The organism is uncultured Roseobacter sp., assembly GCF_947496515.1.
GTDB lineage: Bacteria > Pseudomonadota > Alphaproteobacteria > Rhodobacterales > Rhodobacteraceae > Roseobacter.
In genome coordinates this window covers 1-23,371 of the sequence record NZ_CANMDB010000012.1, presented here as the reverse complement: position 1 = coordinate 23,371, position 23,371 = coordinate 1, and the positions used below count along the sequence as shown (strand labels likewise).

The window sequence follows — 23,371 nt, the reverse complement described above, 5'->3', positions numbered from 1 at the left end:
GCTGGGGAAGGTCAAGTACGATAGCTCTATGCCAACGCGTAGAATACCGCTTGCGAATTAGATTCTTGAAGCGACCCATGCCAAGTGCAACATCAAAGTCATTCAGCTGAAATCGAGAGTCTTATTGTCCTCAGTGTAGTGGGGGCCAATTACGTAGTCTTCCAGTTCAAGCTCTGGATTCATCATTGAAGTCGTGAATATGACCTGGTTGGGCAAGGTGGTTTCCGTCGTGAGCTTTACAATGAGCTCTTGAAAACGGTGGCTCCGCGATGGCGTCATACCCTTGTCTTCAATGTTGTCGAATAGAGCGAACCTCGGATGGAAGAAATCTGTATCCGCACAGGCCGCGAGGTGGAGGCCAAGTATTGCAGCGTTCTTGAGGAAGACGTTGCTGCTCTCAGAGAAATTTGCCAAGCCGTCGAGCAAAATCGCATCATCTTCAAAGCTCAGATCGACGTGGTCTGCGACCTTAAACTCTTCCTGTGCGCCACTGTCATCCATACGGAGAATTCCTGCAGCCTTGGAAGACACGAGGCGGAGAGCGCTACTCCGACGCCTCGCCGCCGCTTTCTGCAACGTCGTTCTTTGATCTTTCGCGCGCGTAAGATCTGAATTCAGGCGTTCTTTTTCTGCTGAAAGCTCGTCTAGCTCTGCCGCTCGCTGAATGCTTCGCCGAAGCTGTTCGAGCTCTTTGTCAATCCGGCCAATCGCACTGTACCGTTCCGCCAAAAATGCTTCTCGGGGCGAGTTGCTCATCTCGAACTTCAATGCAAATTCTGTAGTTTGCTGCTCGTAGTTTCTTTGCAACTTGTTGTAGTGCCGTTTGGCGTCGCCAAAACCTTGAAGCTCTTGCGCCAGCAATTGGCGCGACTCCTTGATCTGAAGCTCAATATCAACACGTATGTAGTTATACCTGCTAGCCGATTCCTCTTGATCAATCTCTTGCCCACATAAATGGCAAGTGTCGTCGACTACTTCAGTTGGAAGGGATTGTAGGCACGAAGGACAATGTGAAAACTCTATACTGCCAAGCACCTGCGCGGTGCGTTCGGCGCTTTCAAGTATCGAGAGTGAATGGTTGAGATGATCTATGAACCTGTTCAACTCCATCTGTTCTAGCTTGCTACTCTCCACTTTGCGCGAAGTGGTGGCCAAGTTTTGGCGAAGCTTCTGTAGGTTGGCTACTGCCTGCTTTCTGTCGTTGAGAAAACTCGCATTCCGGTCACTATCGACCGCGTCATCCACGCTTTCGATTTCGGAAGTAAGCTTGCTTTTCTCTTTCTCTAGGCTGTCAATCTCGTTCTGGATCGCCGCCACGGTAACGCCGATCTGATCGGGGAACGAGTTAAGCAACGCGGACCACTTGCTATCAACTGCCGCGAACCGAGTCTCGAGTTCCCGAATTCGAAGCTCAACTTCGAACAACTCAAAACTTCGAATGCCGCAGACTAGGTCTCCAACAGCAGTTCTGATGGTGGCTTTGTCGAAACTCTCAAAGCGAAAAAGTCGGGGCGCTGGTGTTCGTTGATCGGAATATAGAAGGCGTAGAAGTTGATGGCTTGTGATGTTTGAAGCGCCGTCGCTTTGAGCTTCAGGCAAAAGCATTGAGCGGAAAAGGACCTCTGTGAAGCTCAAGTTGCTTTGCCCGCGGTAAATTGGGTACTTCTCCCAACCTTCAATACCGTGCTCTCCTCCAGTTTCAATGTCTCCAAAGTACACCCAGATTGGAGGGCGCCCTTCGACCTTTTCTCGCCGCAATGAAAGCTTTCCACGTGGAGTCGCAATCTGTGCTTGAACTTCCTCGACACGTGCTGTCGCAGGCTTCCACTCCTTAAACTCACCACCAAGAATAAAGAAGATGAAATCAGCGATGGTGGATTTCCCAACACTATTCTCTCCTCGGATGATATTAACCCCGGCATGAAATTCTTGGTCGTAAACGGGCTTGCCACGCGCCATTACGCGAAGCCTCTCCAACCTCAAGAAACTATGATCAAGGTCAGTCATAGTATCGGAGCCCTGTTCTGCTTCTAAGATCAGATTTTGAAGCGAATTCATCCGTGGCCATTAGGCTAGCCATAAAATCCAATGCGAGAGTTTCGGCTTCTCCTTTGTGGACATCTGACAATTCGCTCGCAGTCTGTTGACCAATTGCTGTCAAGGCAACAGAGCCAGCATCATAACTTTCCTTGCTCAGAACTTTCTTCGCGACGAGAGAAACAAGCGCGCGTTTCTGTATGGGCGTCATCGAATGAAAAAGTAAAGTTGCTGGGGGGAAGATGACAAATTCATCCTTCTTCCTGGGAAGGCCAAGCTCGCCATACCTTTTGCGATACGCATTTGTCATCTTTATGTCGCCGATCAAAGCAGGCGTTGCAATAAAATAGTCAAACACAAATAGCCGTTCGACGGACAGTGCTGCACCCTGCCAGTGATCAAGAATTCTAAGGAACCTTCTTGCCGCTGATGCAACATCCAATTGAGGGTACCAAAGTCGGGACTTCATTGTTCGGCGTCCCAACGTATGTGGCACTGTTCCGTGAGGAAAAAGATGGCGCTTTGTATGTTCGTCGCACCAAAAGTCGTACTTCCGATCTGTTTGTTGGCGAGGGGTTCGATGACCTTATCTTGAACGGCGCTGTCAATTTCCTCTTCTGTCGCTCCTTTGCAGACCAATGGAAAGTAAACTTGCGACTGAAAGCGCTGCTCAACTTCGCTTAGGAGGAGGTCGTAGTCAGCACGCGTGCCTGGCTGCAAACCAAGGCTCATATACTTTCGTGCAAAACCATTTTGACGGCTGTTTGCATAGGTGTATCTATTTTCGCGATCGGCGGCGTTCATTTTTTCCCACAAGTCTCTGCGGTCATATTCCGCTTTGTCAGAATATCCTTCCGCTGCGATCTGGGTCTGATGATCGCTCAGCTCCGGCTTGTCAGCAGCGAGCTTTTTTGCCTGTCCGATGTGCCTGTTCACGCTGGTGTAAATGGCGCTTTCCTTGGACTGCGGCTTACAAATGTTGATGTGGTCAGCCTCAATCGGAATTGGGTCGGTACCACTGATCCCTGGGTTGGCGCAGTTCATAGGAACTACCTGAACGACCCCCGACAGCTTCTGCGACTCGTAATATGCAACGTTCTTAAGGTTTTCGTTGCTCGCCACATACTTTCCGTAAGCCTCGCGGATGTTCTCTAGGACGGTGGTCTCGCCGGACAATGCAGTGATGTGAGACGAAGACCAACCTGGAAGTTCTTTCTTAACAACGCTCGGCAGCGGTGGAGCGGAATGCGGTGTTGCCAGGAACAATACACGCACCGTCCGAGCTGCAAGAGCGGCGGCTTGTTCGTCGCTGGATCCGTGGCAATGGTTCAGTAGCAACTTTGTGATGATCCCACCAAGGCTGTGGGCGACAAAGATCACGGGGCGTTGGCAAACTTCGTTTCCGCAAAGAAATTCTGTTGCCAGTTTGGCCAGTTCAAAGATGTCGAGTTCTTTATTGATCCATTTCTTGAGTTTGCTGGACGGATACCCAAACGTGCACACACGAATGTCAGGGTGGTCTTCTGCCACCCAGGCAGGCCAATAGCCTTCTTTCGAAGTCCAGGTTTTTTCGGGATCTCCAGTCAGCCCGTGTACGAAAACCACATCGAGCAACGCTTGTTCGGGGCAATGAACAATCTTGAATGAAACTTCTTCTGGCACTGGAAAATCAATCTCGATTGTTTTCCTTACTTTTGCACAACATATAGTGGAGCGCCAACCCAGCATCTGCATTTTATGGAAGTTTGCCAGCGTGGTGCGAGGAGCAGCCACATCACCCAAGTGAAAGACTCAATGAATGTCCGCTTTTTCGAGGAACGCTGTGTTCATACTGTTTCCGCAGCGAACTTCTGCTTCCCGCCCTCTCTGACAGGTCGCCCGAGATAAAGTGACCTGCAGACTGCACCCCCATTCTACCCTTCTGGCAGATCGTAGAGCATCATTGTCCCGTCGGCCTCCGCCTCCAAAACCTTATTCACCATCACGTTGGCCGGTTCGCCGAGTTCCTCCAGATAATCAATGGCAACTTTGATGAGCGCCTTCGCCTGAACCCTACCGAGGCAGGGTAAGATGATCATGCCCGGGTGTATGTCGGTGCGCGACGCCAGTGCACGGAAGTCGCGCGCGTTCTCTGTGACAATGATGAGGTCATGTTCGATGCAACGGGCGAGCACGGTATGATCTGCTTCACCGAGCCCACCCTGATTGCGCGGATGGACGACATAGTAGCCTTCCTCCGCCATGAGCTCGTTCGCCACGCGCGGTGACAGGCATTCGTCCAGAAACAGCCGCATCGATGAGGCTTATGAGGCCTTACGCCAAGGTTTGCCAGCACTGGGTCTTCCCCGCGGCGGATGCGCCTTCGCATAGACGAGTGCCGCCTCGAACGCCTCCTTACTGATCCCGGGATAGTCCTCGACGAGATCGTCCAAGGTTTCGCCACCTTCGATGCGCCCGAGAACGGATTGGCAGGTAATGCGCGTCCCTTTCAGGATCGGCTCACCGCCCAAGATATCTGGATCTACGGCCAAGTGCTCATGCCTGGTTTCAAGATAGACACGTGTTCGATCCCAAACCTCAGTGACGAGCGGTTCAAGGTGAAGTGTCAGGCCCGGCGAGAGCTCCAAAGCCCCAAACTTGTCAGTCTTCGAGTTTCGCAGGAACTTCCAAACCAGACGCTTCGATTTCTTTTCCATCTTGATACCATCGAGAGACTGCATGGCGCGTGCATAAGCAACCGCATGCATCGGCACATGTGCAGCCACGGTCTTGCGCATCCAAAGCTTTGTCTTACGCCTTGGAACAATACCTTCTTCGCAATCCTTCTCGATCCGCCTTGGAGCAACTCCAGCAAGATGTGCGGCTTCTTTGATTGTGAGGTCTGCTGATACTTGCGTCGGCATAATCTATCCCTTCGAGGGGATAGATAACAAGAGGCAGTTAATTTGTCAAGATTTCAAGGGTAGGAATCACCCAATATCACGAGAGTCCAACTCCAACTCGGGCAGGTCCTGCAAGCTCTGTAGATCGAAGGGCACGAGGAACGTTTCCATCGTTACGAAAGTATGTGGTGCCCCGGGTCGCGGCGACCGTGGCCCAGAGGCGATCAGATCCTTGTAGCGCAGCCGGGCGAGCAGATCGCGGCTGACCTCCTTGCCGAAGATGTCCTTATGGCCCGCCCGGTCGATGGGCTGGTGATACGCGATGGCGCAGAGCACCCCCATCTCCATCTCCGTGAAGGCGAGTAACTGCTCGCCAAGATCGGCCGCCGCCTTGATGGCATCGGCGAGCTAGGTTTTTGTCCGAAACATCGAGCCACCCACAACTTGGGCCAGCTTATAGGGACGGCCAATCAACTCTGTCTGGATGTCGTCGATCAGAATCTCGACCGACGCCCCCTGCCCCACCACGCGCGCCGGGTAGTCGCGGCTGACTGGCGAGGCCACGCACACCCACTTCGGCCTTGTATAAACACCCGCGAGGAGGCCAGGGCATCGCGCAACTCTGACGTCAGGTGGCGCGGCAGAAAATCATCGAGGTCAGTCATCTCACGAGATGCCTAAGAGAAGTGTCACCAAATGTCCGTTAGGAGCCACACAATTTGTCCGTTAGATACCGCACGAAACACCCGCCAGTATTACCAGACTTGCAACGCCCGATACCGTGCGCGGTTACGACCACGACAACTTACCACCGTAGCGCAAGAGCTTGGCCATCTGAAGATCAATGGGCTCAACCCATTGCGTCCTGAACGGCAACACATCCGCAGCGCAATATACCCCTACCCCCGCACCTGCGTCAAAAGCCCAAGCGACGGATCTCCTGTCGGGGCAAGGCCGGCCTGCCGCTGATAGGCCGTGATCGCCGCCCGAGTCTTCGATCCGATCACGCCGTCCGCGCCACCCGTGTCAAAGCCGCGCGCCGTCAGCCCGCGCTGCAACGCGATACGGTCCTCCTTCGTCAGACCATAGGCGTCTGGCGGAAACCCTCCACGCAACGGGCCACCCCCCGCGATGCGGTCGGCCAAATGACCGACGCCAATCGCATAGCTATCGGAGTTGTTGTAGCGCTTGATGACCGCAAAATTCGCCGTCACCGCAAAGCGCGGACCCCCGGCCTGCGGCTGGATCACGCGCCCGCCCGATGTGCCTTCGCGCCCCCAGCTCAGTCCCCGCCGCCACCCGTTGCGCGACAGATACGCAGCGGCAGAGGCCAACGCATCCGTCGGATCATCCGACCAGACATCGCGCCGACCGTCCCCATCGAAGTCCACCGCAAAAGCCGTGTAGGACGTCGGGATGAACTGTGTATGACCCATCGCACCGGCCCAGGAGCCGCGCAGACGGTCCGCGCTGACCTCGCCCGCCTGCAAAATCTTCAATGCAGTCGTCAGCTGTTCTTCGAAAAACGCGCCACGCCGCCCATCAAACGCCAGGGTCGAGGTCGCGGACACCACCGGCACATCACCACGCCGCGCGCCATAAAAGCTCTCTAGCCCCCAGATCGCCGTCACAACCGGCGCCGGCACGCCATACCGCGCCTCGATCCGAGCCAGCAGGGCGGCGTTCTGCCTGAGGGCCTCTCGACCAAGCGCCACACGCTCATCCGAAACGGCAATGCTCAGATAATCCTCCAGCGTGCGACGCGTCTCGGGCTGGTTCCGGTCCCGCGTGACCACACCGGGCAGATAACCCGTGCCCCGAAATCCGCGCGCAAGCGTGTCCTGCGACACACCACGCCGCAGGGCCCGCTGCCGAAACACCTGGACCCAGGCGTCATAGGCGGCATTGGGCTGAGGTCGCAGGTCGGCGGGCAACCCGGACACGCTGGAGCCGCCGACTGGTGCGTTACCACAGGCACCGAGCGCGCACGCGCCCAGTGCCTGCACCACCCAACGTCGGCTTACACTCATTCTGTCGCCTCCTCCGTTAGTCCCGGCATCGTCCAGTTGCTCCCGATCCGGCAAGTCTTGCAGCGCCTCAAGGTCAAACCCCACGAGGCACTTCTCCGTCGTCCCGAATGTGTACGGCGCACCACGCCCCGGCGACCGCGGTCCAGTCCTGATTACCCCGCGCGCGCGCAACTGTCCAATCAGGTCCCGGATGACCGGCCGGTGATAGGCAATGGCGGCGAGAACGGCGAGGTCGTACTAACGCAGATCGAGGTCCTGAACGACGACATCCACTGCCTCCCGAATGGCAGGCGCATAGACGGGCTCTGTCCGCCGTATCCACCACCCCACGACCTCGACTGTCTCGAACGACCGCGCGCTTCCAGGAAAGATAGATCTCGCCTGAGGGTCGCCGTTCGTCGGGCTACGGAAGCCCCGCCACGTCGCGTAGCTCTGGAGCCCGTCCGATGCGCCCCTGATGCCGCACGCAGACCTGTGCGGCGCGCAGCGCCAGGCACTCGCGCAGCAAGTACTGGGGGACGTCCTCTCGGTGCAACACAAGTTGCAGATGGCTCAGCGCCGCGCCCGACAAAAAGGCCACATATTCAGGGTTTCGGGCCGTCCTGAGGTGACCCAGGACGGCATCTGGGGTACGGTCTCGCGATCTTCGATCAGGCGGTGTCAGACATAGGTCACGCCACAAGACTATCCCACGGCAGCGCTTTCCGCTACCATATACTGTATAAACCGCCCCACCCTGCAGTTCCTCGCTATGTCCAATAAGGTTGCCTTATCGGACTTTTGGCGGTACGGTGAAACACGGTCAGAAAATTCAGCGATTTTTTGTGTCGGATAACCGGAATTCTTGAGATTCAAGCACTTCCCTGAGAAACGAACCGGGGTTCATGAGATTCTCGAGCGGTATTGATGAGACTGGACGCGCCGGTATTTGTGAGACTGGCGTCGTTTCGCGGCCTTTTCTGCGACCTGGCGATCTCTCTCGTCGCGCTCAGCACGCCAGAACCGGGCCGAGATACGTCTCCTCAACGAGAGAGGCCATAAGCTGAGCGCCGCCCGGACCCTGACCTGGCCGTCCGTATCGCCAGCGAGTAGCACGTCTATCGCTCGTGCCACGGGGTCTTCAGCGATCCGACCGATGCCGACGGTAAGCGCAAAGGACTTCAACAGCGAGCCCTGGGCGAGGCCGTGCAGCCCGGGCAAAACCGGCTTCGTCAGCACCGGGGCCACCCGATCGTATTCGGGGACGACGACCGGCAGTGCCTGGCGCGTAATCGGTGCCGTGAGGAATTCGTGATAGTGTCTCCGCGCACCTAGCGGCATGCGCGGCTGCTCGGTCACGGATGGCGGCGACGCGCGTCGGTGCAGTGCCGTCAGCAGGGCCAACATCTCGACCGGACCGAAGCCGTTCTGTTCTTCCCCACTTGACCAAGCCTCGAGGAGCGATGCACCTACCTTCGCAGGTGCTTCGAGCGTCGCCATGACTTCGACACCTAATGTGTCCGCGAGCGTGCCGCCTGCGGCATCCTGCAGGTCCGTCCCATGAACCTGACAGCGAAAGACCCAGGGCAGCGCCGTGGTTTTCAAGTGAATGTCTGATGCGCACGCCGGGCATCGGCGGCCATGCCGGCGCGCGATCAACATGCGTGCGTCAGGCATCAGATCCCGGAACGTCATCGCCTGCAACGCCTCGGATGAAAGCCCGGTCCGGGCGCCAACCAGAGGCCCCTCCCCTTCCATGAGACGCCATTCTAAATCAAAGATATCGCGACCGGGCAGCCCGAGTGCGCTGAGAAACTCCGGCACGGTCATCGCGTAAATGGGCACCAGACGCGCGATCCAGGAGGACAGGCGTTCGTCGGGCTCGGGCGGGAACACAACAGGCAGGCGCCCATGCCCTGTCATACCGATTCTCCGAGGACAGCTTGTAACCGGCCGCCGCTTAGCACATCGCGGGACATGATCCGTTCCTCGCCGCTCTCGATGGCGGCGATCGCCAACTGCGACATGATGGAAAAGATGCCGGAGGTGATCCCGCCGGTCACCTTGAGAATGCGCATGAGCGCCTTGTCGTCGATGTCGCTTTCACGCCTAAGCGGCAAGCTGCGGATGAGCGTGCTCATCAGCCCGGTGAAATCCGCGCCTTCGCTGGGATCAGGCTTGCATCGACGCCAAAGCTTTCGCCACCGACCAGGCCCTCATCGATGCATCGCTGTAGCACCGTTTCAAACAGGTGGCGGAACAAGCCGCTCTGCCGGAAACGGCCGTGCCGGTTCTTCGAAAAGGTAGAATGGTCAGGCACCGGATCAGTCAGGTCGAGCTTGCAAAACCACCTGTACGCCAGGTTGACGTGCACCTCTTCACAGAGCCGCCGTTCAGATCGAATGCCTTGGCAACAGCATCCGGATCATCAACTCTGGGTCAATCGAAGGACGTCCATGAGAGCTATAGGACGAAGCCAGCAGTGGGCGAACGTCAGATAAATCGAGAAACCGATCTATGCCGCGCAAGGGATGATCAGCAGGCACAAACTCCTCAATCGAGAACTCGTAAAACAGCGCGCCTTGCGCTACCTGCCTTGGTCCGTCCCATCATCGCCGCACCTCCACTCTCAAACAGAGTGAATCAGCGGCAGACCAACCAAGCAACGGTCTTTTTCAACACTATCTCCGCGCTTTGGAAACTCACGGCGTTATCAGGGTCAGCGTCGGAAAATACGTCCGGTAGCGCCGGACGTCCCGTGTCAGCAGCGGTAATTCCAGCACCGCGGCATGCGCACCGATGAAGAAATCCGGCAAAACACCCGTCTTGGTCCCCCCTGCCCCGCGATACTGCTGAAACACCTTGCCGGCCAGAAAGAGTGCCGACGTTGGGATTGGCTCCAGCTTCAGACCGACGCCGTCGACGAACTCGTCCAGCCTTTCCTTCTTTTGGTACCGCACAGACAATTCTGCATAGACCACCTCGTTGATTAGCAAAGGGCCTTTGAGGGAAGAGGCCTCCAGTTGCGCAATTGACCAATTGGCAAAGTTCGGATCATCCGTGACCAGATCCAGCAGCACATTGGTATCGACGAGGGTCAAGCATCACGCCCTACGGCTGGATCCCGTGTCAGCGCCATGATGGCGTCCGTATCCATCCCCTCCCCCGCATGGCCGCGAAACACCGCAAATCGGCTTTTCCCGGGTTTCTTCTCAGCAGGTTTGAGCACCACGTCTCCCTCGGCATTGCGCCGGAAGTCGACCTTGCTGCCCGGTTTGAGCCCCAGAAGGTCGCGCACCGGCTTAGGAATAGTCACTTGGCCCTTTGTCGTTACTGTTGCTGGCATGGCTCACCTCGGTAAGGAACTATTTTCAGAAGGTATTACTTATGGCTGGGATTTTCAAGCTTTGCGGTGTCTAGGCACGTTGGCGCTCGCTCAAACGGCCGTAGAAGCTGCGATCAAGGTGCAACTCCCCTGCCCTCGCCTTCTCGACCATGCCGCGGAGGTATCCGCCGGGCGATTTGACCTCTCCGGTCGTGAGTTTGTCGAAAATGAGCGCGATCGCCGCGGCCGCCACGGCTGGTCCAAGTGCTTTCTGCGATAGGTTCCAGGCATCCTCTGAAATCCCCGCCATGCCCCTGATTTGACCGGCGGCGCGGTGCATTTCGTTCCAATTCCGGATATATCCGCCCCCCAGATCCCTTGCGATCTCCGCAAAATGTGGACAGGTGGCCATCAGCATCGGGATATCCACCTCTGACGTGCGCTTGCCCGTATGGGTACTCCACTCGATCTCAGTATCCAGTTCTTCTGGTCTTTCAACCCGCCCAGGTTTTGGCTTTTGTAGCTCAACGCCCGCCGCGTGCTTTGTTTCAAAGCGATTACTGGATACAGGATCAGGTTGGTTTGTAGTTAGTATATGGGTGCCATCAGAGACACCTGTGGGTGTCATATTAGTACTTATTGAAACGACATTGTCTGTCGCACGAGCCTCCGGATTGGGTGCTTTTTCGTCGGACTCTGCGGGCCAATCAAAGGCAGATTCGAATGCTTCCTCTACACGCTTCTTGAAGGCTTTGAGCCAGTCAACGATGTCCAGGAGCTTCTCGGCCGTCGTGGTGCGCTTGGGAAGGTGCTGAAGCAGGACGGCGAACTCTTCCTCTAACTGCCGCCACGGGCCCCTGAGGCCGCTCTCGAGCGCCTTTTCGATCTTGGCGCGGATAACACGCCGCGTGATCGTCACGACGTTCCTGAGCGACGCACAGAGCGCGCGCTCTTCCTTAAGCTGGGCATAGAGCGCCTCGAACTCCTCCGCGCGCGCTGCAAGCGGCGCCAGATCGAAGCCATAGGCCTCTATGATCACCCCATCCTCGTCTCTGCGGCCGAAGCGTTTGCCATTGGGGCTGTCATTGATCCAGATAAGCCCCAGTTCCGCCAGCCGGCGCACATGCCGCCTGAGCGTGGACAGGGAGAACCCCGTTTGCTCCATCAAGAAGTTGTTGGAGGCCCACACGATCGGCCGCCTGCCCGCCTCCCAGTCCTGGGGCTGCGTGAACGCGGCAAACGTGTCGAGCAGGAGCAGGTCCTGCGCTTGCAGGCCGATGGCTGCGGCCACACGCTTTGCAGCACTCGTTGCCTGTGATTTGGGTACAGATAGCCGTTCACCGGCTTGTGCGTGCTTTTCAGCGACCACAAGGCCCGGTGTTGGCTTGCGCCAACCGTTATGTTTCATGAGAGTTTTTCCACCTCCATCAGTTGAATGAAGGCAAAAGAAATCCGTTCACCAAATCGGTGTTCTAGTTTGACAACGATTCGCGGAGGAGCTATCTATAGAGTTGCAAAACATCGTAGATGAGCTCTCCTACCGCGAGGTGGAGGGCTTTTCTTTTGCCGCTAGATCACTTGATGTTCCCTTCTGCTCGTTGCGGTTCCTGTTCGGGTCACGGTCACTCTTGTCGGCGACCTCCTGCCTCTTAATTCGACCCGTGTTTCTTTAAGTACTCTGCGATCAAGTCACTCAGACCGGTTAGCACCTCTTTGTTCAGCGCCAGGCCAGAGGCGGACACAGACAAGCGCCCCCCCTGCCCTGATACAGATAGCTTCTTGTCTCCGACCCTGCGCTCTACCCTGATTGCCTTCGGCTTCTCGGGTTTCTTCAGAGGATTCTGTTTCGGTTTAACTGAGAGCTCTTTGAGCAGGTTTTCCAACTCTCGGTGGCTTAGCGCGTATGCATTTTTGCACGCGTGCAAAATCTGCTCTCGAGCGGCATACACAGTTCTACCGCGAGAGACTGCACTGTTGTGGATCCCTACTCTTTGAGCAAAGTCGATCGCCTTGATTTTTTGCTCAGGGTTGGCCTCCTGAAGCCTCTTAAACATTTCTCCAATGGCAGCGAGTTGCTCAAAGGCGCTCAGGTTCTCGCGCTCTTCATTCTCCCTGAACCGCATGAACAACGCTTCGAACTCTTCTTCGTCCGTCCCGCGCCGATCCTGAGAAACTAGAAGGGCCCGGATCGGCCGTCCTAGCTCCTTTAAGATGGCATGACGTCGCCTGCCAACGATAAGATGAAACTGGATACCTTCAGCATTGCTTGGCTCACGCTCGTCAGGGCGCCAGTTCGGATCGACAGGCCAGACAGCGATGGGCGTATCCTGACCATTAGCTGCTATGCTGGCCTTTAGTTTCGCGTAGGCCTCCTGATCTTGCCAATCGTCGCGTCTGTCGGTGCCGATCACGTCTACGATCTGGTCTGGAGAGAGACGCAGCTCTTGCTGGCCCGCCAAAACCATTTCCACAGACAGCGCTCGCTCCTCTTTGAGAAGCTTCTCTGCGTCTGTTAGCGCGCCTGCCTTCCATGCGCTGCCTGATCCACCCAGCCTCGGCTTGAGCCCAGATGCCACCGGCGGCTCTTGCTGCTCCGAAGGCACGTCCGCAGCTACATCATCTGATGCCACGGCGTCTTCGGTTTTCGACTTCTTTTTGAGGATAGAGCCACTGAGTGTTCGCTTCATGCGTCTTCCTCCTCAAAGCTGTAGAAATCCTCCACCCACGCCTTCGCATAACCGCGCTCACGGCCAGGCCAAAGCCGTTCTACGATCGCATCGTTGACGGCATCAGCGTTTTCGATGAAGCGGTTTATCCCCTTCTTCTTACCGGGGGTGTCGGGCTCGTACTCATATACCGATTGGTAGACATCCGATGCATTGGCGATCGAATCCGAGCGGAGATAGAAGACCGGCAAAACTTCATCTGGGCAGTTCTCCAATAGATTTCCCACCTGCGTGAGATCCTGTTCATTGGTCCGCTGTACGATTGTCGGAAGAAGCATGTGTGCTGCACCGCCCATATCGATCCGGTCGGTCGCGAATATGTGGCGCAGCATCGTCAACAAACCAGTCACAAAGGTCGACAACGTCGCGATATCAAATCCCTTCATTGTCTGCGGAATAATCAAAGACGTAGAAGCCATAACGTTGTTGAGCTGAAACAAAGTCAGGGCAGGCTGATAGTCGATGATGATGCAGTCGAGCGTTTCGTGGAGAGCCGCGTCCAGCTTCTCTTTGTCGACCTTACCGTCCCTAACGAGCTCGTAGGGCCGTGTCGTTGGCACGTTTCCGTCTTTCCAACGTTCGATGGAATCCCGAAGAAACCGATAAAAGCGTTTACCAGGTGTCTCATTACGCAGCAGGCGAGCGATCTGAATTTCGCCTTCCGATGTTTCGCCATGTGCCGGTACCAGTCTGATGCCGGGCCAAGAGGTTTTCTTGAAGAACCCATCGAGAGCTTTTGCATCATATTCGGTGTAGGGGACGCTTTCATCGGTCTGGAAGAGGCCTGCGAAGTCCACCATCGTTGGCGTGTCATCGGCCGGGAGGGCAGGCATCTCATGGCCGCCAACAAAGTAGAGTGTGATCGTGCTCTGGGGATCCGCGTCCATCACCCCTACACGCATCCCATAGTGCAGACTTAGGTACTGAGCGAAGTGCGCCGCGCTCAGCGACTTCGCCGTGCCACCTTTTTGGCTCGCGAAAGAGATCACTGGGAGCGGATCATCTGCTTTCCGCCAAGCTAGGAAGTGATCTGGCCGCTTCGCAGACGCCGCCATCAGGGCTCGGATATGCATGAGCTCACCGAGCGTGAAGACCCGTTCGCGTCCGACATGCCTTCCTGCCGGAAAATCGTCGCTATCCTTAGCAAACTTGGTCAGGTGCTGATGACTGATGTTCAGAAATCGAGCGCACTGCCGCATAGACCAAGAGCGCTTGATACGCTCTCGCAGAGTGAGCTCTTTATTGACCGACACGAGCGTCCGATCAAGACCCCGTTCAAGTTCCTGGAGAAACTGTTCTATACTGCCGCTCATGTTCACCGCTCTCAATCGATTCTCTGCAGGAATCGCTATTGCGACAAACTAGCACGGTTTTCGTGAATTTGTACATATACTGTACGCCTACCCATTTTTGACGCACAATGCAGGCCACCACGCGAATGACAGCTCCTGCCTATGGAAATTTGCACGCGTGCAAATTTCACCTATCGCATGTGTAGCCAAGAGCTCTCCTTAACCACCATGTAGTGCACGCGCACCGATCCAGAGTCCATAAGCGAGCTATTTGGAGTCATTCAGACACCGTCCTGACGGTGGGTTCGGTGAGTGGGCGAATACAGTAGTATTAGCCAGTCTGTATCCGCGAATGAGTATCTTGCGTGACTTACCCAGTCGGAAATTTCGACTTTTGGATTGGGACCAATGGCCGTCGCAACGACGAGCACCAGCCAGTGTGAAGAGCGGAGTGACTTCGGAAAGGAGCGAACATAGTAATGCGCTGTGTCAGTACTTGGTGACGCGCAAGGTTAGAATGCACTACCATGTGAATATCTTCGATAGGGCAGGGCGGGCTTGCAGCCTCCGTACCGTACTGCAGATTTGAAGAGAAGCGGATTGCCGTTTTGCGGGCAGTCGCGAGCTATCGCTGCGGCTGCGCCAATATCGGGTCTCTTTAGTGAGACGCGGCCACCCAATGGCAGCCGCGTGTTGGTTTAGGTATTTTACTCGGCTGGTACACTGATCGCCTGTCGCTTTTGCATCGAGATTAGGATCAGTGCCGCGACAACCAACCCGACGACGCCAATGATCGCGTTGGCGGACCCAAGGGCCTGGAGGCCAGCGGTGTCGATAGCTCGGCCGCCGATGAGTGCACCCAGACCGATCCCGACTTGCGCGATGGTAAAGTTACTTTGAGGTGTGAGCGGTACATATACCGACAGCAGGATATGAAATGAAACTCTTAACAGAAGTCATGATTTTCGAGGATATGAAGTTCCGCCAACGTCTCAAAAAACTACAGACAGCAGAGCAGGCGGTCATGGATGCTTATGATCCTGACATTCAAAAGGCCCGCGCAGATAAGAACTGGGATGAGGAGCAAGGGATTGCGTCGATGATGTTCTCTGAACGGGATAGCGTGCGAAGCGAAATACTCAGCTTGCAGCATCGGTACATTACCAAACAGGCTGACAGATTGCTGCTACCCATCCCGAAATTTGATACCAAGTCATCTGATTGGATATACTCTGAATATAGTGGCAGATGGACGTTGTCTCCTGATGTATTGACCCGGTTAGGGCGTGAAGTGCGCCAAGAGCGGCGGGAGCGGCTTGAACTAACGTTCCTATGGCCTTCTGCCATGATCGGATTACTCGGCGGCCTCATAGGTATCTTCACGGCTTTTTGGAGGTGAGCATATCAACAGTCCACGCATCTTATATTGCTGTCTCAACTGGCGCTTGCTCTGAGCGCGGCAAAATGGTGCGTAAGTCATGCAGACTGTGTGAAAACGCCGGGCTTGGCTAAAAAGGTTACTATCGGTTCAGTTGTGGATAGGGGCCGAACCCGCTTTAGGGCTTGTACCCGTTGATGTGGTGAATCGAGTCAGCGAGTTTGAGGAGGTCAGCGGCGTAGAATCCTGCTGCATTGATGCAGTTTGTTTCGAGCATGTATAGACCAGAGTCCGTGCGGCAAATGTCCATGACGTAAGCGCGGGCGTATCCTGGGTTCAATCGCACCATGTGCTCAGCAAAGTCGGCGGCGTCTTGGTCGATCTCGGGCCGGTAGACAACCCGCGACTCTTCTTTGTACAGCGAGAAGGTACGGATGACGTCGCCCACGATCCAAATCCGCCATTCCTTCAGAATATATGCGGGCTGGGTCAGCATGAGTTCGGTGTCATGCCGCAATGACCCTCTTGGGATTTCATCCTCCTCAAGAGCCAAGACGCGTTCAGCCAACGCGACAATTTCGGCAGTCCCGCGCACCTTGCCAGGTTCCTCTTTGCTGTCATCAACAGGACGCATGAACCACTGACGATCCTCTTTCGGGAGACGGTCAGGGATGTCCCGTAGCGAAAGAAACAGGGCATCAGCGCCATTCAAGAGGTAGGGATGCCATGGTTCTTCGTGGACGAACGGCCTGATCTTGAACACGCCGGGACTTAGGGCTTCTCGCTGCGCGTATCGCCAGAGGGTGTAAGACCCGAACAAGACCACGGCGTCCTTGTTTTCGATCACCGGTTCGGGCTGAAGGTCACCGACGAAGGGAACGACCTTGTGCCATGTGTACGGGATATCAAGGCGATCCAAGGCCTGTGCCAGCTTCTCGGTGTCTTCGAACTGCTGCAAAATCCACTGCATCTCACGCGCTCCTCTTCGCAATTGGCACTACTAACACGCTCCTCGATTTATGGTTTCCACGCCATCAAAGCGAAGTGCCGTGCATCCCCAAAGTAGTTTGGCAAGGCTACGCTGTGATCTGCGATTTCGCTTTGTAGACGGTGCTTCGGGCGACGCCCATGTCACGGGTGATATCGATGGGGCGTTCGCCTTTTGACAGGCGGCGTTTGATATCGTCCATGTCGATCTTGGGTGTTCGGCCTTTGTAGATGCCTTTCGTATTCGCAGCGGCAATACCTTCGGCCTGCCGCTCGCGGCGCAGGTTGGTTTCGAACTCGGCGAACACACCCAACATATCAAAGAAAGCCTTGCCCGCTGCGGTCGAGGTGTCCACCGGCTGCTCAGTGGCTACGAGGTGTGCGCCTTTCTGCTTGAGCCGGTCCACAATGATCTGGAGATCACGCATGGAGCGGGCGAGCCGGTCGATGCGGGTGACTACAAGTGTTTCGCCGTCGTGAATGAAATCCAGGATCGTAGACAGCTCACGCCGATCATCGAGACGTTCGCCGGATTTCTGTTCGGTACGGACCATAGTGCAGGCCGCCGCCTCAAGCGTAGCGATCTGCGCGTTGAGATTTTGCTCTACCGTCGAGGTGCGTGCATAGCCGATCCGGGTGGGGATGTTCATTTTGGGTGTGCCTGCACTCATTTATGTCCAGTTTCTCACGAATAACCCAAAATGGACAGGAAAATCGGCTTTCCAATGTCCGCGCTGTGGAACGATTTGGGTATCCCCCAAGATACGTTTCTGGATTCCCGGACCAAAGTCATGATGCTATGATCGGCCATGCGCACAATTACCGGCACCGACCGCTCCCAAACCCTGCTTTTGCCCGCTGCCATCGAGGACTATGTCGGGCCAGACAATACGGTCCGGTTCATTGACGCCTTCGTAGATCATCTCGATCTTGCAGAGCTTGGCTTTGGCCGCGCCCGTCCGGAATGGACGGGTCGACCTGGATATCACCCCGGCGACCTGCTCAAACTCTACATCTACGGCTATCTCAATCGCATCCGATCCAGCCGCCGGTTGGAGGCTGAGACGCACCGGAACCTCGAAGTGATCTGGCTCCTGCGTCAGCTCCGGCCCGACTTCAAAACTATTGCCGACTTCCGGCGACAGAACCGCAAAGCGTTCAAACAGGTCTTCCGTGAGTTTGTCGTTCTGTGCCGGGACCTCGATCTTTATGGGCGCGAACTGATTGCGGTCGACGGCACCCGGATCAAGGCTGTGAACAGCAAGGATCGGAACTTCACCAAAGCATCCCTCGACAAGCTGATTGCCCAGAGCGACGAGCGCCTGGAGAAATATCTCAGTCAGCTCGATACCGGGGACGGCGATGAACAGGGCGCGCCGGGGGCCAGTCAAACGGACAACCTGGAAGAAAAGATCGCCAATATCCGCGCGCGCCGGGATCAGTTGCGCGGCTATCAGGCCGAGCTAAAGGCATCAGGCGAAGATCAAATCTCCTTGACCGATCCAGATGCCCGCGCCATGGCGCGCATGACCAAGGTCGGCGTGGGCTACAACATCCAGATTGCCGTTGATGCCAAGCACAGTCTGATCGCCGAGCAACACGTCACCAATCAGGTTTTGGATTACGGCCATCTCACGGAGACCGCCAAGGCGGCCAAAGAAATTTTGAAAGCCGAAACACCAGATATTGTGGCGGATCGTGGGTACTTTCAGGTCGAAGACATCGAGGCCTGTGTGAAGGCGGGCATGACGCCATACGTTCCCAAACCGGACCGAGGTCCCGCCAAACGCGACGGTCTTTTCCCAAAAGAGGCGTTCACGTTTGACGCGGAGAACGACCGATACAAATGTCCCGGCGGAAAGTTTCTTCGGTTGCGCGGAACGGGCGAGCTGCGCGAGGGGGTCAAACGGCGCACCTATACCGGATACAATGTATGCCCCGGATGCGCATTGCGCCCTCAATGCACGAAGTCCAAATTTCGCCAGCTCACACGCTATGGCGATGAAGCCGAGCTTGAGCGCATGGCAAAGCGTGTCGCCGCACGGCCCGAGTTGCAAGACATTCGCCGCCAAACCGTCGAACACCCATTCGGCACCATCAAACAATGGATGAACCAAGGCGCTTTCCTCATGCGCCGCCTTGAAAACGTCCGCGCCGAATTCAGCCTTACCGCTCTGGCCTATAACCTGCGCCGCGCAATCACACTGATCGGCATTCCAGGCCTGATCGCCGCCTTGCGCGGCTGAAAACAAGCCGTTTCATCCTCCGCCTTAGCGAATTTTCCGCAAAACGCTTCACACGTCCACCAGGTCAGTGTCCGAGCTCATTTTTCCGGGATTCCGCAGAATTCGCGTCGCGCAGCATCTACTTTTGTTGGTGACGTCCGAGCCGTCGAGTTTTCACACGGTCTGCATGATTTGTGCACCGCAGATCAGACCCTTGCAAGCAAAGTAACAGATGTGGATCGCTTGTCCGTTGCGGGTCTAGGCTCCGCAAAGCGGATCATCTTACTCAGCCAGATTGGTCTATGAGCACGTATTGACACCTTCGGCCACAAGCCGGTCCCAATCTGCTCCTAGCACAAGTCGCGCATCAATACCCTGTTGATAACCTTGGTCGCCCCGGTTCAACATCAGTACGCGCAGATCGGCATCGTTAGAGCCTGTCAGAACTGTTTGAGAACCCCCGAAGGTCGTTGTTGTGCTGCCAAAGGTGCTATTTCCAAATGTGTTTAAGGTTCCGCTTGTGTTTGCGTAGGTCGGACCAGTTGTGATTGCTTGAACGTTGTTCTCTGCTTGCGCGCCCAATACGACGTACCGTTCAAATCCTCTTCGTATAGTTTCAACAGCTGCCATCTGCGAGGCTACCCGAGTAGCGCCGGAACGTCCGCATGCCGGAGCGGCGCTAGTCGATATCAGGACTTCGTTTCGCGAGACAGGAGTCACCGATGTTGAGGCACATGCCGCTAGAGCGCAGGCTAGCGTCAGGAAGACAATTTTGATTTTTAGATCCATTTCTGAAGTCCTGCCTTGAATTAGTCTGCCATGCACCGCAATAACACTGGCCGAACATGATTAAAAAGCTTTCTCTCGGCATGATCGGCGTTTTACTCGGAAATACGCGCTCTACGAGTTAACACTTTGCGCCATACTGTTAAGCGATCCGCCCTCCGTCAACGGGGATAAGGTGCATTTGGGCGTGATTTCCGCTTCGTGGCTTAACAGTTTTCGGGTAAACTGTTAAATATGAGCGATATGGCCCTTTATGACACGCGTGGACACCGCCTCTATTTGAACGCGGAAGAACGCGATGCCGTCTTGGGGGAAGCCCGCAAGCGGTCTGCCCGGGATCGCACGCTCATCGAGACGCTGCATTTCACCGGATGCCGTCCCTCTGAGCTGATCGAGATCACGCCTGCACGGATTGATCTCTCTGGCGGGACTGTGACGATCCGATCTTTGAAGAAGCGCAAAGACGCCAAGGGCAGCGCCAAGATCGTCTACAGGGCGGTTCCGGTGCCGCCGCTCTATCTCGATACCCTCAACACTGCCCATGGCATCAGAGAGGCCCAAAAATCGAAAAAACGGGCCGATGCGCCGATCTGGGACGTGTCGCGGGTTCGGGTTTGGCAGATCGTCAAAGACGTCATGACCGAGGCGGGCGTTCCAGACGCCCCGCATCGCAGCCCAAAGGGCTTGCGGCACGGGTTTGGGATCAACGCCGTGGTCTCAGGCGTACCGCTGCACATGCTGCAAAAATGGATGGGTCATGCGCAGCTCAGCACGACGCAGATTTATGCGGATGCCATGGGCAAGGAAGAACAGGATATCGCATCGAGAATGTGGGGGTGAGGGACATGCATCTGACCAAGACAGAGCCACAAGGAAACATGTTCCGGTTCTACCGCATGGAGATCGTACGAGGTCTCTTTGGCGACTGGGGTTTGATCCGCGAGTGGGGACGTATCGGCTCTTCAGGGCGGGTGCGGACGGACTGGTTTGATAGCGAGGCCGACGCCAAAGATGCGCGGTTCGACCTGCATATGCAGAAGGCAAAGCGCGGCTACGAATAGCCTAAAAAAGCTGAAACGATCAGTGTTTGAATGGCACCACATTGTCGCCGCCGTTTTGGAACGCCAAAGCACCTTCAGATCGGATGGTGTTCACCGCTTCATCAAAAGCCGCCGCGTCGTCCGTGAACAGGTCGTCCCACACAATCGACGTTCCATCTGTTGTAACGACCTCAAGGGACCAGCCTTCCGTCCCTTCGATCTTGTAAATCTGGATATCGAAGAGGATACCGTCTTCAACGACCTTCTGCGACATTCCTGATGTCACAAGGTTCGGCTCTCGTTCGTGTGTCATGCCATCACCCCGTCTCGACCACATCAGCGGGACTAGCACAGGGCGCACTAACACTCAAACTGGACCACTCAGGTGGGGTTGATCATGTTATCTGTCGAAGAAAAAATACTACTGTTGGATGAAGTCGCCTCCACGGCACGCTCGTCGTGGCAGATACACCTTATAGGCCATGAGCGCTTCTCAGCTTTCCCAGAGGAGCATCGTCAGCACCCTGCCTACCTAGGTTATTGCAACATGCGAAATCTGCTCAGCGTAAGCCTTATGACGGCCTGTCACGCACTGATCGATACCAACCAGAAAGCCTATTCGTTTCATCATGCAATCTCTGACAAGGACTTACAGATTTCTTCCAGTGTTCGGAACCATTGTGCCGTCTGCTTTTCTCTGAGAAAAAAGATCGCCAAGTATCGGAACAACGTGGTCGCTCACGTCAACTCCAAGCGAACTCAATCAGATTGGGCAAATGCCGCAGGCATCCAAAACGGTGAAATCGATGAATTTCTTCATAGTGCAAGAGCAGCCGTTGAAGAACTTGCTCGGGACAACCTTGAACATGGGCTAGCACCAGTCATCACGATGCCTGTTCGAGACTTTTTCTTCGAGTATTGTCGCGTGATCACCAGCGTTGATGAGTGAGGGTCGCGGGGCAGAAACCTGCCAAAACCTACGAGGTTTTGTCCGTGAGTTTTGACCCAAGTAAATCATTGATCTTGTGTGGTGTAGGGCAGGGGGACAGAACGGACCGTTTATGACTCTCAACCTACCACTTTATTTTCGGAAGTTTCGGGGTTTGAATGTCCGGAAGCTTCGGAGTCGGAATATCCGGAACTTCGACCTTGGGAATCTGGAGCTTGCCATCCTTGATAAGGCCGCCCGTTAGGTTTGTAGTTAGGTTTTCCGCACTTTCATCGTCCACGGTCACCTCCACTTCATCGGGCAAGTCCACGTTTGTAACATCCAGTTCACGGAGCAACACCCGAACAGCGTGATTTTCCCCGATCCCTGCAAAATCCAGCGTAGCTGACCACGTTTCCTTGATTTTGTTGAACTCACTATTCTCGCCACCAGCAATCCCGTATTTTAATATGTCCGTTACGCTAATACCGGACACAGCGCGAACAACGGCGGCAAGATCACCCTTCTCGTCTTTGGCGGCTTCAAAATTGTTGCCCACGATCATAACAGCTCGACCAATGGTAGAACGAACAATGGTACTAAAAACATCCGGAGAGCACGCTTCGCCCACCTTTTCTCCAGCCTCTTCTAGCCTGACATTTTGCTCCGCTATCTCTTTGTCAAAATCGGGACGGATTCTTTCATCGTAGTCTCTTTGGAACAGAGCATGTGCTGTCTTGCGCTCATCGTCGTCGGTTATCAATGTCGGGTATATGTTATCAAAGAATTTTGTGTATGCTTCTTCGCCACTTATCTCCCCCCAAGACGCCAAAACACCGGTTCCTGTAGGGCTATTGGACCAAACCGAGAAGATATAAGCTCGAACTGCGGCTCGATATTGCTCCTCTATTTCAGCGGGAAGTGTACTGGGGTCCGACCGCCACCCCGCAAGCCTCGTGCTCGCCGAGTCCTGCCGCTCCTTCACCGCATCTCTTGTGTTCGCGAACTTCGCTTCTTGTTTCTTGCAGGGATCGAGGAAGTCTAGCTCACCTTCTTGGGCATCGACTTGAAAAGCTAGGGCCACAAGAATAGCAGCGGAATATAGAAATCGTAATTTCATTTTCGCCTCCAGTATTTTCAAATATCATCACAAAGAGATCCAAATAGCTTTCGAACTTCCGAGTTTTGACCGCCGCATATGCCATACTCGTTGATGTCTTTTATGCTGACGCCAGAAAGCGCCCGAATCAACTTGTCGATCTCGCCACTTTCTCGCTCGGAAGCTTCTATGTTTCGAAGCATTATTTGCAAAGCCTCGTTTATTAAGATAGCTTCGACAACCCCATCACCTGGGCCTTCAGTTTCGGGCGCTGGCTCAGCTTGAGACATCACTTCGAAGGGAACAATCGATACACATACAGCTACTGTTACTAAGAGTGTTTTTCTCATGAGTGCCTCCGACATCCCTGATGTTTTCGGCACTTTACCACAATACGCGCGAAGCCCATATAGTTGATGGCGCGCTTCAAACCACGGCAACACGCGACCCGGCGCACCGTTTGCAACGGAGCAATCCGGCTTAGTCTGCAGTACGGCCAGAGATCCGCTCGCCGATGAAGGTCTGATGTAAGGCGTTCAGTGGTCAAAACCCATACGTTTCTGCCACGGGCGAAAACGGTCGATACTGGTGAAAAACCCGCCGTCGTGTCGAGCGGACGAGTTTTGGCACATGCAGCGGTGCGAAGAAGGTCCCAAA

26 protein-coding genes and 2 pseudogenes are annotated in these 23,371 nt (G+C 55.3%); 5 read left to right on the top strand and 23 right to left on the bottom strand.

Annotation, left to right across the window (positions count from 1 at the left end; all coding sequences use genetic code 11):
* Nucleotides 1–102 precede the first annotated feature (102 nt).
* From Q1A53_RS18335 to Q1A53_RS18255, 18 genes and pseudogenes are all read right to left on the bottom strand, one after another.
* Nucleotides 103–2,058, bottom strand: a complete 1,956-nt coding sequence (locus Q1A53_RS18335) for an AAA family ATPase (protein ID WP_299969210.1) — start codon at nucleotides 2,056–2,058, stop codon at nucleotides 103–105.
* On the bottom strand, nucleotides 2,000–2,506 hold the full coding sequence (locus Q1A53_RS18330) for an ABC-three component system middle component 5 (RefSeq protein WP_299969208.1): 507 nt from the start codon (nucleotides 2,504–2,506) through the stop codon (nucleotides 2,000–2,002). The genes Q1A53_RS18335 and Q1A53_RS18330 overlap by 59 nt, the downstream gene beginning before the upstream one ends.
* On the bottom strand, nucleotides 2,503–3,810 hold the full coding sequence (locus Q1A53_RS18325) for an ABC-three component system protein (protein WP_299969445.1): 1,308 nt from the start codon (nucleotides 3,808–3,810) through the stop codon (nucleotides 2,503–2,505). The genes Q1A53_RS18330 and Q1A53_RS18325 overlap by 4 nt, the downstream gene beginning before the upstream one ends.
* A 140-nt stretch (nucleotides 3,811–3,950) precedes the next feature.
* Entirely contained in the window at nucleotides 3,951–4,331 is a 381-nt protein-coding gene (locus tag Q1A53_RS18320) for a DUF5615 family PIN-like protein (RefSeq protein ID WP_299969204.1), read from the bottom strand.
* 9 nt (nucleotides 4,332–4,340) lie between these two features.
* The gene (locus Q1A53_RS18315; RefSeq protein ID WP_299969202.1) at nucleotides 4,341–4,940 is read right to left on the bottom strand and encodes a DUF433 domain-containing protein; all 600 of its coding nucleotides are present in this window, start codon (nucleotides 4,938–4,940) and stop codon (nucleotides 4,341–4,343) included.
* A 66-nt stretch (nucleotides 4,941–5,006) separates the two neighbouring features.
* On the bottom strand, nucleotides 5,007–5,261 hold the full coding sequence (locus Q1A53_RS23435) for an SMC-Scp complex subunit ScpB (RefSeq protein ID WP_366872901.1): 255 nt from the start codon (nucleotides 5,259–5,261) through the stop codon (nucleotides 5,007–5,009).
* A gap of 66 nt (nucleotides 5,262–5,327) precedes the next feature.
* Entirely contained in the window at nucleotides 5,328–5,483 is a 156-nt protein-coding gene (locus Q1A53_RS23430) for a hypothetical protein (protein WP_366872899.1), read from the bottom strand.
* A gap of 335 nt (nucleotides 5,484–5,818) precedes the next feature.
* Nucleotides 5,819–6,949, bottom strand: a complete 1,131-nt coding sequence (locus tag Q1A53_RS18305) for a lytic murein transglycosylase (protein WP_299969443.1) — start codon at nucleotides 6,947–6,949, stop codon at nucleotides 5,819–5,821.
* A 21-nt stretch (nucleotides 6,950–6,970) separates the two neighbouring features.
* Nucleotides 6,971–7,303: pseudogene (locus Q1A53_RS18300) on the bottom strand (SMC-Scp complex subunit ScpB); the annotation flags it as partial.
* 49 nt (nucleotides 7,304–7,352) lie between these two features.
* On the bottom strand, nucleotides 7,353–7,487 hold the full coding sequence (locus tag Q1A53_RS18295; protein WP_299969441.1) for a hypothetical protein: 135 nt from the start codon (nucleotides 7,485–7,487) through the stop codon (nucleotides 7,353–7,355).
* A 344-nt stretch (nucleotides 7,488–7,831) separates the two neighbouring features.
* Complete coding sequence (locus Q1A53_RS18290; protein ID WP_299969200.1) at nucleotides 7,832–8,851, bottom strand: TniQ family protein; 1,020 nt, start codon at nucleotides 8,849–8,851, stop codon at nucleotides 7,832–7,834.
* Complete coding sequence (locus tag Q1A53_RS18285; RefSeq protein WP_299969198.1) at nucleotides 8,848–9,069, bottom strand: hypothetical protein; 222 nt, start codon at nucleotides 9,067–9,069, stop codon at nucleotides 8,848–8,850. Before Q1A53_RS18285 ends, Q1A53_RS18290 begins: the two co-directional genes overlap by 4 nt.
* 17 nt (nucleotides 9,070–9,086) lie before the next feature.
* Nucleotides 9,087–9,504, bottom strand: a pseudogene (locus Q1A53_RS18280) (transposase); the annotation flags it as partial.
* Between the two features lie 126 nt (nucleotides 9,505–9,630).
* Nucleotides 9,631–10,029 (bottom strand): type II toxin-antitoxin system VapC family toxin, encoded by a 399-nt coding sequence (locus Q1A53_RS18275; protein WP_299969196.1) that lies wholly within the window; start codon nucleotides 10,027–10,029, stop codon nucleotides 9,631–9,633.
* The gene (locus tag Q1A53_RS18270) at nucleotides 10,026–10,274 is read right to left on the bottom strand and encodes an AbrB/MazE/SpoVT family DNA-binding domain-containing protein (protein ID WP_299969194.1); all 249 of its coding nucleotides are present in this window, start codon (nucleotides 10,272–10,274) and stop codon (nucleotides 10,026–10,028) included. Before Q1A53_RS18270 ends, Q1A53_RS18275 begins: the two co-directional genes overlap by 4 nt.
* A gap of 70 nt (nucleotides 10,275–10,344) precedes the next feature.
* The gene (gene repC, locus Q1A53_RS18265) at nucleotides 10,345–11,661 is read right to left on the bottom strand and encodes a plasmid replication protein RepC (RefSeq protein WP_299969192.1); all 1,317 of its coding nucleotides are present in this window, start codon (nucleotides 11,659–11,661) and stop codon (nucleotides 10,345–10,347) included.
* A gap of 241 nt (nucleotides 11,662–11,902) precedes the next feature.
* Nucleotides 11,903–12,940 (bottom strand): ParB N-terminal domain-containing protein, encoded by a 1,038-nt coding sequence (locus Q1A53_RS18260; protein ID WP_299969190.1) that lies wholly within the window; start codon nucleotides 12,938–12,940, stop codon nucleotides 11,903–11,905.
* The gene (locus Q1A53_RS18255; RefSeq protein ID WP_299969188.1) at nucleotides 12,937–14,292 is read right to left on the bottom strand and encodes an AAA family ATPase; all 1,356 of its coding nucleotides are present in this window, start codon (nucleotides 14,290–14,292) and stop codon (nucleotides 12,937–12,939) included. The genes Q1A53_RS18260 and Q1A53_RS18255 overlap by 4 nt, the downstream gene beginning before the upstream one ends.
* 916 nt (nucleotides 14,293–15,208) lie before the next feature.
* Between Q1A53_RS18255 and Q1A53_RS18250 the strand changes: the two genes are divergently transcribed.
* Nucleotides 15,209–15,670 (top strand): hypothetical protein, encoded by a 462-nt coding sequence (locus Q1A53_RS18250; RefSeq protein ID WP_299969186.1) that lies wholly within the window; start codon nucleotides 15,209–15,211, stop codon nucleotides 15,668–15,670.
* Between the two features lie 157 nt (nucleotides 15,671–15,827).
* Here the strand turns inward: Q1A53_RS18250 and Q1A53_RS18245 are convergent, their stop codons facing one another.
* Nucleotides 15,828–16,619 (bottom strand): ATP-grasp domain-containing protein, encoded by a 792-nt coding sequence (locus Q1A53_RS18245; RefSeq protein WP_299969184.1) that lies wholly within the window; start codon nucleotides 16,617–16,619, stop codon nucleotides 15,828–15,830.
* A 106-nt stretch (nucleotides 16,620–16,725) separates the two neighbouring features.
* Nucleotides 16,726–17,286, bottom strand: a complete 561-nt coding sequence (locus Q1A53_RS18240; protein WP_299969182.1) for a recombinase family protein — start codon at nucleotides 17,284–17,286, stop codon at nucleotides 16,726–16,728.
* A gap of 159 nt (nucleotides 17,287–17,445) precedes the next feature.
* Here Q1A53_RS18240 and Q1A53_RS18235 point away from each other — a divergent pair, with 159 nt between their 5' ends.
* The 3 genes from Q1A53_RS18235 to Q1A53_RS18225 all read left to right on the top strand — a co-directional run bounded on the left by Q1A53_RS18235 (nucleotide 17,446) and on the right by Q1A53_RS18225 (nucleotide 20,708).
* Nucleotides 17,446–18,882, top strand: a complete 1,437-nt coding sequence (locus tag Q1A53_RS18235; RefSeq protein ID WP_299969180.1) for an IS1182 family transposase — start codon at nucleotides 17,446–17,448, stop codon at nucleotides 18,880–18,882.
* Nucleotides 18,883–19,881: 999 nt separating this feature from the next.
* Entirely contained in the window at nucleotides 19,882–20,487 is a 606-nt protein-coding gene (locus Q1A53_RS18230) for a site-specific integrase (protein ID WP_299969178.1), read from the top strand.
* A gap of 5 nt (nucleotides 20,488–20,492) precedes the next feature.
* Nucleotides 20,493–20,708, top strand: a complete 216-nt coding sequence (locus Q1A53_RS18225) for a WGR domain-containing protein (RefSeq protein WP_299969176.1) — start codon at nucleotides 20,493–20,495, stop codon at nucleotides 20,706–20,708.
* 19 nt (nucleotides 20,709–20,727) lie between these two features.
* On the opposite strand, the gene Q1A53_RS18220 is transcribed toward Q1A53_RS18225, so the two are convergent.
* On the bottom strand, nucleotides 20,728–21,000 hold the full coding sequence (locus Q1A53_RS18220) for a hypothetical protein (RefSeq protein ID WP_299969174.1): 273 nt from the start codon (nucleotides 20,998–21,000) through the stop codon (nucleotides 20,728–20,730).
* An 84-nt stretch (nucleotides 21,001–21,084) separates the two neighbouring features.
* Between Q1A53_RS18220 and Q1A53_RS18215 the strand changes: the two genes are divergently transcribed.
* Nucleotides 21,085–21,636 (top strand): hypothetical protein, encoded by a 552-nt coding sequence (locus Q1A53_RS18215; RefSeq protein WP_299969172.1) that lies wholly within the window; start codon nucleotides 21,085–21,087, stop codon nucleotides 21,634–21,636.
* 124 nt (nucleotides 21,637–21,760) lie between these two features.
* Here the strand turns inward: Q1A53_RS18215 and Q1A53_RS18210 are convergent, their stop codons facing one another.
* Entirely contained in the window at nucleotides 21,761–22,735 is a 975-nt protein-coding gene (locus Q1A53_RS18210; protein WP_299969170.1) for a hypothetical protein, read from the bottom strand.
* A gap of 17 nt (nucleotides 22,736–22,752) precedes the next feature.
* Nucleotides 22,753–23,064, bottom strand: a complete 312-nt coding sequence (locus Q1A53_RS18205) for a hypothetical protein (RefSeq protein WP_299969168.1) — start codon at nucleotides 23,062–23,064, stop codon at nucleotides 22,753–22,755.
* Nucleotides 23,065–23,371 lie beyond the last annotated feature (307 nt).